At 61.4% G+C, this 13,984-nt stretch carries 9 protein-coding genes; 2 read left to right on the top strand and 7 right to left on the bottom strand.

Annotated elements, in window-relative coordinates:
- The first annotated feature begins 4 nt into the window (after positions 1–4).
- Both CFII68_RS23445 and CFII68_RS23450 read left to right on the top strand, forming a co-directional pair.
- The gene (locus tag CFII68_RS23445; protein WP_018601497.1) at positions 5–1,285 is read left to right on the top strand and encodes a hybrid sensor histidine kinase/response regulator; all 1,281 of its coding nucleotides are present in this window, start codon (positions 5–7) and stop codon (positions 1,283–1,285) included.
- Positions 1,278–1,655 carry a response regulator gene (locus CFII68_RS23450; protein ID WP_014338183.1) on the top strand — a complete coding sequence of 126 codons (378 nt, stop codon included), beginning with the start codon at positions 1,278–1,280 and terminating at the stop codon, positions 1,653–1,655. Before CFII68_RS23445 ends, CFII68_RS23450 begins: the two co-directional genes overlap by 8 nt.
- Positions 1,656–1,880: 225 nt before the next feature.
- Here CFII68_RS23450 and CFII68_RS23455 read toward each other — a convergent pair whose 3' ends face one another.
- The 7 genes from CFII68_RS23455 to CFII68_RS23485 form a co-directional block, all read right to left on the bottom strand.
- Positions 1,881–3,554 (bottom strand): response regulator, encoded by a 1,674-nt coding sequence (locus CFII68_RS23455; RefSeq protein ID WP_018601495.1) that lies wholly within the window; start codon positions 3,552–3,554, stop codon positions 1,881–1,883.
- Positions 3,551–5,053 (bottom strand): ATPase domain-containing protein, encoded by a 1,503-nt coding sequence (locus CFII68_RS23460; RefSeq protein WP_033062393.1) that lies wholly within the window; start codon positions 5,051–5,053, stop codon positions 3,551–3,553. The genes CFII68_RS23455 and CFII68_RS23460 overlap by 4 nt, the downstream gene beginning before the upstream one ends.
- A gap of 246 nt (positions 5,054–5,299) precedes the next feature.
- Complete coding sequence (locus tag CFII68_RS23465) at positions 5,300–6,358, bottom strand: lipopolysaccharide assembly protein LapB (protein ID WP_018601490.1); 1,059 nt, start codon at positions 6,356–6,358, stop codon at positions 5,300–5,302.
- A 359-nt stretch (positions 6,359–6,717) separates the two neighbouring features.
- Entirely contained in the window at positions 6,718–8,142 is a 1,425-nt protein-coding gene (locus CFII68_RS23470; protein ID WP_018601488.1) for an efflux transporter outer membrane subunit, read from the bottom strand.
- On the bottom strand, positions 8,139–11,318 hold the full coding sequence (locus tag CFII68_RS23475; protein WP_018601485.1) for an efflux RND transporter permease subunit: 3,180 nt from the start codon (positions 11,316–11,318) through the stop codon (positions 8,139–8,141). Before CFII68_RS23475 ends, CFII68_RS23470 begins: the two co-directional genes overlap by 4 nt.
- A gap of 15 nt (positions 11,319–11,333) precedes the next feature.
- The gene (mexE, locus tag CFII68_RS23480) at positions 11,334–12,587 is read right to left on the bottom strand and encodes a multidrug efflux RND transporter periplasmic adaptor subunit MexE (protein ID WP_018601483.1); all 1,254 of its coding nucleotides are present in this window, start codon (positions 12,585–12,587) and stop codon (positions 11,334–11,336) included.
- A 369-nt stretch (positions 12,588–12,956) separates the two neighbouring features.
- The gene (locus tag CFII68_RS23485; RefSeq protein WP_033062410.1) at positions 12,957–13,721 is read right to left on the bottom strand and encodes an ABC transporter substrate-binding protein; all 765 of its coding nucleotides are present in this window, start codon (positions 13,719–13,721) and stop codon (positions 12,957–12,959) included.
- Between the last annotated feature and the right edge of the window lie 263 nt (positions 13,722–13,984).

Genomic DNA, 13,984 nt, shown 5'->3' with positions numbered 1-13,984 from the left:
CCACATGCCAAGAGATGTTCAAGCCAAACTGCTGATCGTCGATGATCTGCCTGAGAATCTGTTGGCCCTGGAAGCGTTGATCAGGGGGCACGACCGCGAGGTCTTCAAGGCACCGTCGGCGGACGAAGCGCTGTCGCTGTTGCTGCAACACGACTTTGCCTTGGCCATCATCGATGTGCAGATGCCGGAGATGAATGGTTTCCAACTGGCCGAGCTGATGCGCGGCACGGAGAAGACCCGCAGCATTCCGATCATCTTCGTCAGTGCCGCCGGTCGTGAACGCAACTATGCCTTTACCGGTTATGAAAACGGTGCGGTGGACTTCCTGCACAAGCCGCTGGACACCCAGGCGGTCAAAAGCAAGGTCAATGTGTTCGTCGAGTTGTACCGTCAACGAAAGGCCATGAAGGAGCAGGTCGTAGCCCTTGAGCAGAGTCGCCGCGAGCAGGAGGTGCTGTTGCAGCAACTGGAGACCACCCGCGGCGAGCTGGAGCAAGCGGTGCGCATGCGTGACGACTTCATGTCCATCGTCGCCCACGAGGTGCGTACGCCCCTCAATGGTCTCATTCTCGAGACACAATTGCGCAAGATGCACCTGGCCCGGGACAACGCCGCCGCCTTCAGCCTGGATAAAGTGCGGGCGATGGTCGAACGCGACGAGCGGCAGATCAAGAGCCTGATCCGGCTGATCGAGGACATGCTGGATGTGTCGCGGATTCGCACCGGCAAGCTTTCGATCCGTCCGACCCGCTTCAACCTGACGGCATTGGTGGAGAACCTGCTGCGCAATTTCCAGCCGCAGATCGCCGTCGCCGAGTGCTCGTTGACCTGCATGGCTGAACCTGCGGTGGAGGGGCTTTGGGATGAGTTTCGTATCGAGCAGGTGGTCTCGAACCTGTTGACCAATGCGTTGCGCTACGGCGGCAAGGGCCCGATCGAGGTGCGCGTCTACAAGACGCCCGACCACGCCTGCATCGAGGTCCAGGACCATGGCATCGGTATCAGCGAGGAAAACCAGAAACGTATCTTCCAGCAGTTCGAGCGCGTATCGTCCAAGGCGGCCGCTGCTGGCCTGGGCCTGGGGCTGTTCATTTCCGAGCAGATTGTCGCGGCCCATGGCGGGACGATCACGGTCAACAGTCGCCTCAATGACGGGGCCTTGTTTCGTGTTTGCCTGCCCTTGCAGAAAACTGTCTTGGACAAAACCGCCGAACAGACGCAACCTCTGCGAGACCCCAAGGTCGTATCAGCAGCTATTGATCGAACAAAGGCTTCTCATGAGTGAAGATGCGCAAGATGTTGTATTGATCGTCGAGGATGACCCGTCGATCCTGATGGTGCTGTCGGCTTACCTGTCGGGCGAGGGATACCGGGTGCTGCAGGCCGAAAACGGTGCCCAGGCGTTCGAGATCCTGGCGAGCAAGCCTCATCTGGACATGATGATTACCGACTTCCGCCTGCCGGGTGGTATCTCCGGGGTGCAGATCGCCGAGCCTGCGGTCAAGTTGCGCCCCGAGCTGAAGGTCATTTTCATCAGCGGCTACGCGCAGGAAGTGCGCGACACCGATAGCCCCATTACCCGCAAGGCGCCGATCCTGGACAAGCCGTTCGACCTGGATGAGTTGCAGAGCATCATGCAGTCGATGTTGTCGTAGGTTTCAAAAGTATTGTTTGGATTGGGCAAGGCTTTTGTGGGAGCAAGGCTTGCCCGCGATGAGGGCTGCTCGGTCTTTCTGAAACCGAGGTGACTTCATCGCGAGCAAGCTTTGCTCCCACAGAATCAAGGATCTTCCCACAGAATCAAGGATCTTCCCACAGAATCAAGGATCTTCCCACAGAGTTAAGGATCTTCCCACAGAGTTAAGGGCCCTCTCACTGAATCAAGGAACCGTGATCATCTCCCGCACCTTGGCCGTCAACAAATCAAACGTGAACGGCTTGGTGATCATCTGCATCCCCGGGTCCAGGAAGCCGCCGCGTACCGCTGCGTGTTCCGCATAACCGGTGATGAACAGCACCCGCAGGTCCGGGCGGATCTGCCGGCCGATTTCCGCCAGTTGCCGGCCATTCATGCCGGGCAGGCCCACGTCGCTGATCAGCAGGTCGATGCGTTGGCCTGACTGGAGGATCGGTATTGCGCTGTTGGCGTCGGCCGCTTCCACAAAGGCATAGCCCAGCTCGCTCAACACCGCGCTCACCAGCACTCGCACCGCTGGATCGTCCTCGACGATCAGCACGGTCTCACCGTCCTGCGCATAGGGTGCGTGTGGGGTGGTGACCTGAGGTTCGTGTATTTCCTCACCGCGAAAGCGCGGCAGGTAAAGGTTCACGGTGGTGCCTTTGTCGACTTCGCTGTCGATGGTCACATGGCCACGCGATTGCTTGCTGAACCCATAGATCATCGACAGGCCCAACCCGGTACCCTGGCCGATTGGCTTGGTGGTGAAGAACGGATCGAACGCGCGACCGATGATCGCTTCGGGCATGCCGCAACCGCTGTCCTGCACGCTCAGCACCACATAGTCGCCGGGTTCCAGGTTGGTGTAGGCGTCGGTGAAATCGGCGTCCAGGTGCTGGTTGCAGGTCTGTACCACCAGGTTCCCGCCGTTGGGCATGGCATCCCGGGCGTTGAGGACCAGGTTGAGCAGGGCGCTTTCCAGTTGGTTGGGGTCGGCTTCGGCGACCCAGAGCTGTTCGTCCAGCCGCATGTCCAGGCGGATACTTTCGTTGAGGCTGCGTTGCAGCAACTCGCCCATGGACAGCACCAGCGTGTTCATCTGGACGGCCTTGGAGTCCAGTGATTGCCGACGGGAAAACGCCAGCAGGCGATGGGTCAGGCCGGCGGCGCGGTTGGCCGAGGTCACGCCCAGGTCGATCAGGCTGTCCAGGTCTTCGGTGCGGCCCCGGGCCAGACGTCGGCGCAGCAGTTCGAGGCTGCCGATGATCCCTGTGAGCATGTTGTTGAAGTCGTGGGCGATACCGCCGGTGAGCTGGCCGACCGCTTCCATTTTCTGCGACTGGCGCAGGGCTTCTTCGTTATGGCGCAACTGGGCGGTGCGTTCTTCCACTTGCTGTTCGAGGGTTTCAAGGGTGGTTTGCAGGCGCAGTTCGCTGTTGCTGAGGTCGATCAGGCGGTCGCGGGCTTCGTACTGCCTTCGACGGCCGCGCAGGGCGGTGGTCACCAGGCTGATCAGGGTCACCGGGTGGAAAGGGCGCTCGAGAAAGGTCACGTTGCCCAGTTGTGTACCGATACGCGCCGCCGGGTTCTGTTCCGGGCCGCCGTGATGGGTCAGCAAGACAATGGGCAGGTCAGACCAGGCCGGCTGCTGCTCGATGTGCAGGAACAGCGCTTCCAGATCGGGCCCCACCAGGGCTTCCGAGGAAATCACCAGCAGGCCGGCACCTTTTTCCAATTCTTCGCACAAATGGCCCAGATGACGGCAAATGAGGCCGGCGAAACCGGCTTCATTGAGGATCATCAAGGCGATCTGGCTGTCCCGTCCCAGCGGCGCGAGGATCAGCGCCCGTTCGGACAGGGGCTCGGCCAGCGTCACCGGTGTTCATCCCCGAGCAACGGGTTGCTCTCGCCCATGTAAGTGGGAACCCCTCGCAAGACGCCTTGGAACGCTTCGAGCGGTTCGCCGATGGTCATGCCCAAGCCGCTGATGCGGTATTCGCGGATGGTCGACTCATGGCTGCCCGTACGTTTCTTGATGATGGAAATCGCCCGACGAACCTTGCCCAGCGCTTCGAAATAACGCAAAAGAATCACCGTGTCAGCCAGGTAAGTAATGTCCACGGGCGCCTGCATGTCGCCGACCAGGCCGTGCTGGGCTACGGTCATGAAGGTCGCCGCGCCCTTGCGGTTGAGATAGAGCAACAATTCATGCATGTGCAGCACCAGGGCATTCTCTTCCGGCATGGCCGCCTGGTAACCGTTGATGCTGTCGATGACCACGGTCTTGATGTCGCCCTCATCGACGCAACGGCGCACGCGGTGGGAGAACTCGCCAGGGGACAGCTCGGCGGCGTCCACTTGTTCGATCAGCAGGTTGCCGGTCTCTTGCAGGGCTTGTAGATCGATACCGATGTTTTTCATGCGTTCGAACAACAAGCCCAGTTCTTCATCGAAGATGAACAGCGCGGCCTTCTCGCCGCGGCGCACAGCGGCGGCGGCAAAAATCAGTGCTATCAGCGACTTGCCGGTCCCCGCCGGGCCCAGGATCAACGTGCTGGAACCAGTCTCGATACCGCCGCCCAGCAGCGAGTCCAGTTCGCCGATGCCGCTGGAGAGTTGTTGGCGCAGGTACTGGCCGCGGTGTTCGGCGGCCACCAGGCGTGGGAAGACGTGCACGCCGTCACCCATGATGGTGAAGTCATGGTAACCGCCGCGGTATTTCTGCCCGCGATACTTGACCACTCGGATCCGCCGCCGTTCGGCGCCATAGTTGGGCGTCAGTTCTTCCAGGCGAATCACCCCGTGGGCGACGCTGTGCACGGTCTTGTCCAGGGACTCGGTGGTCAGGTCGTCGAGCAACAGGACCGTGGCGTCGTAGCGCACGAAGTAGTGCTTGATCGCGAGGATCTGGCGCCGATAGCGCAGGGAGCTTTGCGCCAGCAGGCGAATCTCCGAGAGGCTGTCGAGCACCACCCGGGTTGGCTTGACCCGTTCGACCACTTCGAAGATCTGCCGGGTCGCCTCGCCCAGCTCCAGGTCCGAGGAGTACAGCAAGCTTTGCTGGTGCTCGGCATTGAGCAGGCTTTCGGGTGGGGTCAGCTCGAAAATATGAATATTGTCGTCCAGCGTCCACCCGTGGGAGGTTGCGCCCTGACGCAGTTCACGCTCGGTTTCCGATAGCGTGATGTACAACGAGCGCTCGCCAGCCTTGGCGCCGGCCAACAGAAAATGCAGCGCGACCGTGGTCTTACCAGTCCCCGGTTCCCCCTCAAGCAGGAACACATGGCCGCGGGACAAACCACCGGAAAGGACGTCGTCCAGTCCTTCGATGCCGGTGGCGGCTTTTGCACTGATCAACTCGTTAGATGTAGACAAAAATAGCCCTCTCATGACTAGGGAAGTGGGCAGCAGGCGGGGTAACGCCTGAATTCAACTGCCTGAACACTTGACCCTTGGCGGTGATGGCGGTTCCGCTTATATCGATAAAACGCGGTGTGCTGCACAACTTTGTAGGAGCTGTCGAGCGAAGCTAGGCTGCGATCTTGTCCCAGACAATTGAGTCGCAAGCGAAAGATTAAGATCAAAAGATCGTCCGAACGCGGCCCGAGCCTTCGGCAGCGCCTACAGGCCTTGTTGCAGCGCCGGGTCGTCAGGGTTCAATTGTTCAAGTTGCGCCAGCAGGACTTGAACATTCTGCAACTGGCCGGTCTCCTGCCAATAGTTGATCAGCAGCACCCGTGCCTTGCGGTCGGCGGGGTAGCGCTGGACGATTTCCTGCAACTGTTTCTGCGCCGCTTCCACTTCCTGCTCGGCATGCAGGGTGGTCGCCAGGTCATAGCGGTAATGGCGGTTCTCGGGCTCCAGTTCCACGGCTTTTGCCAAGCCAAGCAGCGCATACTCGTTCTGACCGTGTTGCAGCAGCCACATGCCCAGCGCATGTTGCAGATAAGCCGACGCTGGCTGGGTCTGCAACTGTCGGGCGAGCAATTGTCGTGCGGCTTCGCCCTGGCCTTGTTTGTCCAGCACTTCGATCTGCATGACCAGCGCCGGCAGGTTGTTCGGTTGCAGGCGCAAAGTCTGCTCAAGCGCCAGTTGGGCTTTCTTCAGTTCGGCGTTGTGCAGGTGCAGTCGGGCGAGCTGGTAGTGGGTCTCAGCGGTTTTCGGACCGTCCTCGAGCACCTGTTCCCAGGTGTCGATGGCTAACTGCATCGCCCCGAAATACAAGCCGAGGTCATCCGGCGACAAGCCCAGCAGCGCGTTCACGGCGGCGAATCGGACGTTCTGGTCATCATCATCCAGGAGCGGGCCGAGCAACAGGCTGCGCTGGCCGGTCGGCACCAGCCCGACGATGCTGCCGATGGCGGCTCGACGCACGTCCGGCGATTCGCTGTGCAGGTCCGCGTCCGCCAGTTTCAGGGCTTGAGGGCTGGGGTAGTTGGGCAGTTCGGCGTGCAGCCATACGCGGCGCTTGGGCGAGAGGTCCGGACGCCCCAATTGCTGGTAAAGCATCCGTGCCGCCCCTGGCTGCCCATTACGGGCGTTTTCCAAGGCATCACTGTAGCCACGCTTGATCGCTTCGGGGATTTGCGGCGTGGTGCTGCGTAGCCACACCGCGACAAGACCGATCAACAACAGGACACAGAGGCTGAGGAGCAGAAAGCGGCGGCGAGGCGAGAGCATGCAGGGAATCCATTACCAGAAGCGTGAAATGTCGCAAGCTTCGGTCAGGTAAGGGCTTGAGTCAAACCCTGTGAAGCATCTCATGCGCCCAGGGTAAGTTTGCCCGAGTCAATGTGGGAGCAAGGCTTGCCCGCGATGAGGGCGGCACATTTAGCATCAACGTAACTGACACACCGCTATCGCGAGCAAGCTTTGCTCCCACAGGGTTGTCCTCAGCAAGCTTTGCTCCCACAGGGTGCTCCTACAGGAGGAGGTGGAGGTTAGCGTCAGCCGAAAAAAAGCCCCGCGTCCAAATGAGAGGCGGGGCAAAAATTTGGCTGGTTGCGGCCAACCAAAGGAGCTCGGTTGAGCAGGGGGGATCAGTTGCTGGCAACGGTCTCCGGCTTCCAGCCGCCGCCCAGGGCCTTGTAGATCGCGACGATGCCGCGGTACAGGTCCACTTCGGCCTGGGCCTGGGTGTCTTCGGCGGCCAGGCGTTCGCGCTGGGCGTCGAGCAGCACGAGGAAGTCCTCGGTGCCTTCGCGGTAGCGAATCTCGGCCAGGTCGGCGGCGGCGCGGCTCGATTCACTCTGGCGGATCAGCGAGATCAGCCGTTGTTGGCGCTTGCCGTAGTCGCTGAAGGCGTTTTCCGATTCTTCCAGGGCCAGCAGCACTTGCTGTTCGTAGGTCGCCAAGGCGCCGTCCGCTTCGGCGTCGGCACCGCGCAAGCGAGCCCGCACGCTGCCCAGGTCGAAAGCCGCCCAGGTAATGCTCGGGCCCAGCGCCCAGGCGTTGGCCGCCGAGGAGCCGATCTGCGAACCGCGTCCAGCCGTGAAGCCAAGGAAACCGCTCAGGCTGACCCGTGGGAACAGGTCGGCCTTGGCCACGCCGATGCGCGCCGTGGCAGCGGCCAACTGGCGTTCGGCACTGAGAATGTCCGGGCGCCGTTGCAGCAGTTCACCCGGATCGCCGATGGGCAGGGCCTTGGCGATGGCGGGCAACTGTTTCGGGCTCAGGTCCACACTGAGTTTGTCCGGACGCTCGCCCAGCAACGTGGCGATGCGATTGCGTTGGCGCACCTGTTCGCCCTGCAGCTGCGGCACGCTGGCTTCCACCGCGGCCAGGCGGGCATCGGCACGCACCACATCGAGCTGATCGCCGACGCCGGCATCACGCAGGCTTTCGGTGATCTTGCGCGAATCCTGCTGGTTCTTGAGGTTCGCCAGGGCGATCTTTTCCCGCAGTTGGGCGCCGCGCAATTGACCGTAGGCATCCACCAGTTCGGCGATCATCGTCACCTGCAACTGGTAGAGATCGGCTTCGACTGCCTGCTGGTCGGCATCGGTGGCTTCCAGGTTACGCTGGATGCGCCCGAACAAGTCCAGCTCCCAGGCCATGTCCAGGCCCAGGTCGTAACGCTCGGAGTTGACCCGGTCGTCCGTTTGCCCCATCGGGTTCTGGCCTTTGCCCAGTTCGCTGCTGGCGCGGCTGGTAATGGTCGGCATGGCGTCATTGCTGGCGTCATCGCGAATCGCCCGGGCGGCCCGCAAGCGGGCGAAAGCCACGCGCAACTCGCGGTTGCCTTCCAGCGAGCGGGTCACCAACGCGTTTAGGGTCGGGTCGTCGAACTGCTGCCACCAGATGCCTTCGAAACGGGCTCGGTCGAAGTTCTTCTGGCCGGCGGCGCCGTCGGTGGCGGTGGTGATGTTCGCCGCCTCCGTTTGCGGGGCCTTGTAGTCCGGGCCCACGGCACAGGCACTCAAGGCCAACACCAGCAAGCTCGGCACGAACGCTTTCAAACTCATTGTTGCGCCTCCAGTTTCAAAGCCCGGGCCGCTTTGCGGGCCTCGCTGCGCTCGACGAAGTTGCGGATCAGTACATAGAACACAGGGGTGAGCAGCAGGCCGAAGAAGGTCACGCCGAGCATCCCGGAGAACACCGCCACACCCATGGCGTGGCGCATTTCCGCACCTGCGCCGCTGGAGAACACCAAGGGCACCACGCCCATGATGAAGGCGAAAGAGGTCATCAGGATCGGCCGCAGACGCAGGCGGCACGCTTCGAGGACCGCCGCCAGCGGGTTCATGCCTTCGAGCTGTTTATCCTTGGCGAACTCGACGATCAGAATCGCGTTCTTGCAGGCAAGTCCCACCAGTACGATCAAGCCGATCTGGGTAAAGATGTTGTTGTCGCCACCGGAGAGAATCACCCCGGTAATCGCCGACAACAGGGTCATCGGTACGATCAGGATCACCGCCAATGGCAGGCTCCAGCTTTCGTACTGCGCCGCGAGCACCAGGAACGCCAGCAGTACGCAGAGCGGGAACACGAACAGCGCGGTGTTGCCCGAGAGGATCTGCTGGTAGGTCAGGTCGGTCCACTCGTAGGTCATGCCGTTGGGCAATTCGTCCTTGAGCAGTTTCTCGATGGCCTTTTCAGCCTGGCCGGAGCTGTAGCCCGGGGCGGCGGCACCGTTGATTTCGGCCGTGATGAAACCGTTGTAGTGCATCACGCGGTCTGGCCCCGAGGTGTCGCTGACCTTGATGAAGGTCGCCAGCGGGATCATCTCGCCACGGTTGTTGCGCACCTTGAGCTGGCCGATCTGGTCCGACTCGAGACGGAACTGCTGCTCAGCCTGGACGTTGACCTGGTAGGTACGGCCGAAGCGGTTGAAGTCGTTGGCATACAACGAACCCAGGTAGATCTGCAGGGTGTCGAAGATGTCGCTGACGGCCACGCCGTGGGTCTTGGCTTTTTCACGGTCGATGGCGGCATCGACCTGGGGCACGTTCACGGTGTAGCTGGTGAACAACCCGGCCAGTTCCGGCACGTTCTGGCTCTTGGTAATGATGTTCATGGTTTCTTTGTACAGCTCGTCGTAGCCCAGGTTGCCCCGGTCTTCGATTTGCAGGCGGAAACCACCGATCGTGCCCAGGCCCTGTACCGGCGGCGGCGGGAAGATCGCCATGTAGGCTTCCTGGATCCCGGCGTACTGGCCGTTCAAGGCGCCGGCGATGGCGCCGGCCGACATGCTCGGGTCCTTGCGCTCGTCGAAGGGCTTGAGGGTCACGAACACGATGCCGGCGTTCGGGCTGTTGGTGAAACCGTTGATCGACAGGCCCGGGAAGGCCACGGCGCTTTCAACGCCCGGTTGCTTGAGGGCCAGGTCCGACATGCGCTTGATCACGTCTTCGGTGCGATCCAGGCTCGCGGCATCCGGCAGTTGGGCGAAGGCCACCAGGTATTGCTTGTCCTGGCCGGGTACGAAGCCGGTCGGGGTGTTGGAGAAGCCGAAGAAAGTCAACACCATCAGGCCCGCATAGAGCACCAGGGCGATGCCACTGCTGCGGATCACCCGAGCGACGGTGCCCACGTAACCGTGGCTGGCACGTTCGAAGAAGCGGTTGAACGGACGGAACAGCCAGCCGCCGAAAACCTTGTCCAGGAACTTGGAAAAACGGTCCTTGGGCGCGTCATGGCCCTTGAGCAGCACGGCAGCCAGGGCCGGTGACAGGGTCAGGGAGTTGACTGCCGAAATCACCGTGGAGATGGCAATGGTCAGGGCGAACTGCTTATAGAACTGCCCGGTCAAGCCACTGATGAACGCCGCCGGAACGAAGACCGCGCATAGCACCAGGGCGGTGGCGATGATCGGGCCGGTCACTTCGCCCATGGCGCGCTTTGTCGCCTCCACGGGGGTGAGCCCCAGTTCGATGTTTCGCTCGACGTTCTCCACCACCACGATCGCGTCGTCCACCACGATACCGATCGCCAGTACCAGGCCGAACAGCGAGAGGGCGTTCAACGAGAAGCCAAACAGGTGCATCACCGCGAACGTACCGATCAGCGAAACCGGCACGGCCACCAATGGAATGATCGAGGCGCGCCAGGTCTGCAGGAACAGGATCACCACCAGCACCACGAGAATCAGTGCTTCGAACAGGGTATGCACCACTGCCTCGATGGAGCCCCGGACGAAGATCGTCGGGTCATAGACGATGCTGTAGTCCATCCCGGCCGGGAAGCCCTTCTTCAACTCATCCATCTTCTCGCGGACGTCGTTGGAAATCTGGATGGCGTTGGAGCCTGGACGCTGGAAGATCGGGATCGCCACCGCCGGCTGGTTGTCCAGCAGCGAACGCAGGGCGTATTGGCTGGAACCCAGTTCGACCCGGGCGATGTCCTTTAGGCGAGTGATCTCGCCGTTGGCGCCGGAACGAATGATGATGTTTTCGAACTCTTCCTCGTTCACCAGGCGACCCTGGGTGTTGATCGAGAGCTGGAAAGCCTGGGCATTGGGTGCTGGCGGCGCACCCAGGGCACCGGCAGCCACCTGGCGGTTCTGTTCACGGATCGCCGTGACCACGTCGGTGGCGGTCAGGTTGCGCGAAGCGGTCTTGTTCGGATCCAGCCAGACCCGCAGGGAGTAGTCGCCCATGCCGAACAGCTGCACATCACCCACGCCGCCCAGGCGCGCCAGCTCATCCTTGATGTTGAGCAGGGCGTAGTTGGACAGGTAGAGCATGTCGTAGCGTTTGTCCGGCGAGGTCAAGTGCACGACCATGGTCAGGTCGGGCGACGCCTTGTCCACCGTGATGCCGATCCGGGTCACTTCTTCCGGCAGCTTGGGCTCGGTCCGGGTGACGCGGTTCTGCACCTGCACCTGGGCGTTGTCCAGGTCGGTGCCCAGGGCGAAGGTGATGGTCAGGGTGATCTTGCCGTCAGCGGTGGACTGCGAAGACATGTACAACATGTTCTCGACGCCGGTGATGGCTTGCTCCAGGGGCGCGGCCACGGTCTCGCCGATGACCTTGGGGTTGGCGCCCGGGAAGTTGGCGCGCACGACCACGGTCGGCGGCACGACTTCCGGGTATTCGCTGATCGGCAATTGGAACAGCGAGATGGCGCCGGCGATCAGGATCAGCAGCGAAAGCACTGCTGCGAAGATCGGCCGCGAAATGAAGAACTGGGAAAATTTCATCTTGGATTCAGTCCCTTAACCGCGTGGGGTCGCAGCGGCCAGTTTGCCTGCCGATCCTGACGCGGCCTTGGACGGCGCGACTTGGGGCAGGTTGCTGGCTTCGAGCGCTTTACGTTGTTGTGCCAGGGCGGCAATGGTTTCGTCGCTGGCCATCGGCACGGTTTCAGGCGTGACCGGTGCGCCCGGACGAGCCCGTTGCAGCCCCTTGACGATAATGGTGTCGTCTTTGTTCAGGCCGCTGCGCACGATGCGCAGGCCTTCGATCTTCGGCCCCAGCTCGACGGCGCGGTAGGCCGGCTTGTTCTCGGCATCCATCACCAGCACGAATTTCTTGCCCAGGTCGGTGCCCACGGCTTCGTCGTTGATCAGCACGGCGGAGTAGGTGCCGCTGCCCACCAGTTTCAGGCGGGCATACAGGCCTGGGGTGTAGGCGCCGTCCTTGTTGTCGAACACGGCGCGACCGCGGATGGTGCCGGTCTGCGGGTTGACCTGGTTGTCGACGAAGTTCATCTGGCCCTGGTGCGGGTTGCCGTCTTCGTTGGACAGGCCCATGTAGACCGGTGTGGCCTGGCCGCGCTGGCCCTGGCGGGCAAGTTGGGTGTACTTGAGGAAGACACGTTCGTCGGCATCGAAGTAGGCGTAGACCTTGTCCGTGGAGACCACGCTGGTGAGCGGCGTGACGTCGGCGGTCACCAGGTTGCCGGCGGTGATGGCCGCCCGGCTGACGCGACCGCTGATGGGCGAGGTCACCCGGGTGAAGCTCAGGTTCAGCTTGGCCAGGTCCAATTGTGCCTGGATGGCCGCAGCGGCAGCGCGGGCTTCCTGGGCGGCGCTGGTGCGCGAGTCGGCCAGCTCGGCGGAAATGGCATTGCTCAAGCGCAGGCGTTCGCCACGCTGGGCTTCGTTTTCGCTGCGGGTGGCGGTGGCGCGGGCTTGGGCCAGTTGGGCTTCGAGACGACGTACTTCAGCCTGGAAGGGGCGTGGGTCGATCTGGAACAACAGGTCGCCTTTCTTGACCAGCGCACCTTCGGTGAAGGCCACTTCGTCGATCTGCCCGGAAACCCGTGGGCGGATCTCGACGGTTTCCGGCGCTTCAAGGCGCCCGGTGAACTCATCCCATTCGTTGACAGGTTGCTCCAATACCTTGGCCACACTGACTTTGGCCGGCGGCATGGACGCTGCCGTGTCGGGAGTCTTGCCGCAAGCGCTCATCACCAGCACCGCCAGCAGCGCGAGGGGAAAACGCAGTTTTGAAAGTGAATGTTCCATGGATAGCATCCGCCAATGTATTGAGAATGGGCGGATGATGCGTGGCGCAAGGCAGAGGAACGAATCGAATGAAGCAAAGGTAACTATCATTCAGAATGATATAAGCCATCGATAAGGCCTCTAGTCCGGCAGTGCGGGGCACTTTGGACAAGCAAGGGAAGCCGTGGCGAGGGAGCTTGCTCCCGCGGGGTTCTGTAGGAGCTGGCGAAGCCTGCGATCTTTTGACCTTGATCTTTCGCTCTGGACTCAATTGGTTGTGGAAAGATCGCAGCCTCGTTGCACTCGACAGCTCCTACACAGCTCCTACACAGCTCCTACGGTCGAACGAGAGTAAGAGCGCTTGCTATCAAATGTATTGATGATTGCAGTCTACTGCGGCAAGTAGATGTCATGGACCCGCTTGATGGTTCCATCCGCGCGAAGCGCTTCAACCGCTTTGCGCAAATCCTCGACCATTTTTGGCGTGCATTGCTTCGAGCAGGCCAGGTAAAGGTCAGCGCTGCTGCCGACCTTACTCATGAGCAGTTTGCGCTTGGACACCTTCGGCCAGATGTACAGACTCTCCGGCACGCCGTTGAACCAGGCATCGATACGCCCCATCAACAGCATCTGGGCGGGGTTGTCGCCGATGGCCAGCGGATAGATCTGCTCATCGCTGAACCCTTCCGTGTGCAGGATATCTGCTTGGGCGCTGCCCAGGCCGACGCCGATCTTGCGGTAGGTTTCTTTCGCTTGGGCGAAGCTGCTCACGCGCCGCTCAAGGCTGAAAAAAGCGCGCTCCATGGGCATGATCGAGGCGATCCAGGTGAAGCGATCCTCGCGGGTGGGGATGCGCGACAGTGGCGCGATCAAGTGGTCATGTTCTTCACTGACGTGTTTCTGTGCCCTGGCCCAGGGGAGTAGATGGACTTTCACGGCGTACCCGGCCTTGGTCATGGCCGCCACGGCGACATCGCCAACGATGCCGTGGCCCCTCGGGTCGTTGACGAACGTCAGCGGCGGCGCGTCGAGGATATGCAGTTCTATCTCCAAGGGTTCACCGCGTGCGTTGCTGACAACCAACAGCAGTAACAACAGACAAAGCCTGGATAGCGCTCTGGTGGGTGCATTCAAGACGCGTTTACTCGGGCTCATGATCGATACTTCAGGCATGGGAAGGTGGGGGCGTCATTCTACGAGGCGGCGCCGGGAACAGCGTGATGCAGGCCGATTTTATGTGATACGGCGCATCCCACGCGGGTTCGCCACAGTCGTTTATCTGGACACGTCAGTCTGTTGCATTGGCCTGACCGCGTGTCTCTGAAGGTATAGATCATCCCGTCGATAAAAACCTTGAGTCGATACCGGATCAAGGCGGTTAATTCAACGGCCGGTGGCACCCATGTGGATGATTGGAA

The sequence above is a fragment of the Pseudomonas sp. CFII68 genome, from assembly GCF_000416195.1.
Classification (GTDB): domain Bacteria; phylum Pseudomonadota; class Gammaproteobacteria; order Pseudomonadales; family Pseudomonadaceae; genus Aquipseudomonas; species Aquipseudomonas kilonensis.
The sequence above is the reverse complement of the archived record's forward strand: the minus strand, read 5'-3'. Positions and strand labels throughout refer to the sequence as shown.

What these genes read in the sequence shown, in the direction of transcription:
- CFII68_RS23445 (WP_018601497.1), top strand. Translation starts at nt 5, where the DNA reads ATGCCAAGAGATGTTCAAGCCAAACTGCTGATCGTCGATGATCTGCCT.
- CFII68_RS23450 (WP_014338183.1), top strand. Translation starts at nt 1,278, where the DNA reads ATGAGTGAAGATGCGCAAGATGTTGTATTGATCGTCGAGGATGACCCG.
- CFII68_RS23465 (WP_018601490.1), bottom strand. Translation starts at nt 6,358, where the DNA reads ATGCTCTCGCCTCGCCGCCGCTTTCTGCTCCTCAGCCTCTGTGTCCTG.
- CFII68_RS23470 (WP_018601488.1), bottom strand. Translation starts at nt 8,142, where the DNA reads ATGAGTTTGAAAGCGTTCGTGCCGAGCTTGCTGGTGTTGGCCTTGAGT.
- CFII68_RS23475 (WP_018601485.1), bottom strand. Translation starts at nt 11,318, where the DNA reads ATGAAATTTTCCCAGTTCTTCATTTCGCGGCCGATCTTCGCAGCAGTG.
- mexE (WP_018601483.1), bottom strand. Translation starts at nt 12,587, where the DNA reads ATGGAACATTCACTTTCAAAACTGCGTTTTCCCCTCGCGCTGCTGGCG.
- CFII68_RS23485 (WP_033062410.1), bottom strand. Translation starts at nt 13,721, where the DNA reads ATGAGCCCGAGTAAACGCGTCTTGAATGCACCCACCAGAGCGCTATCC.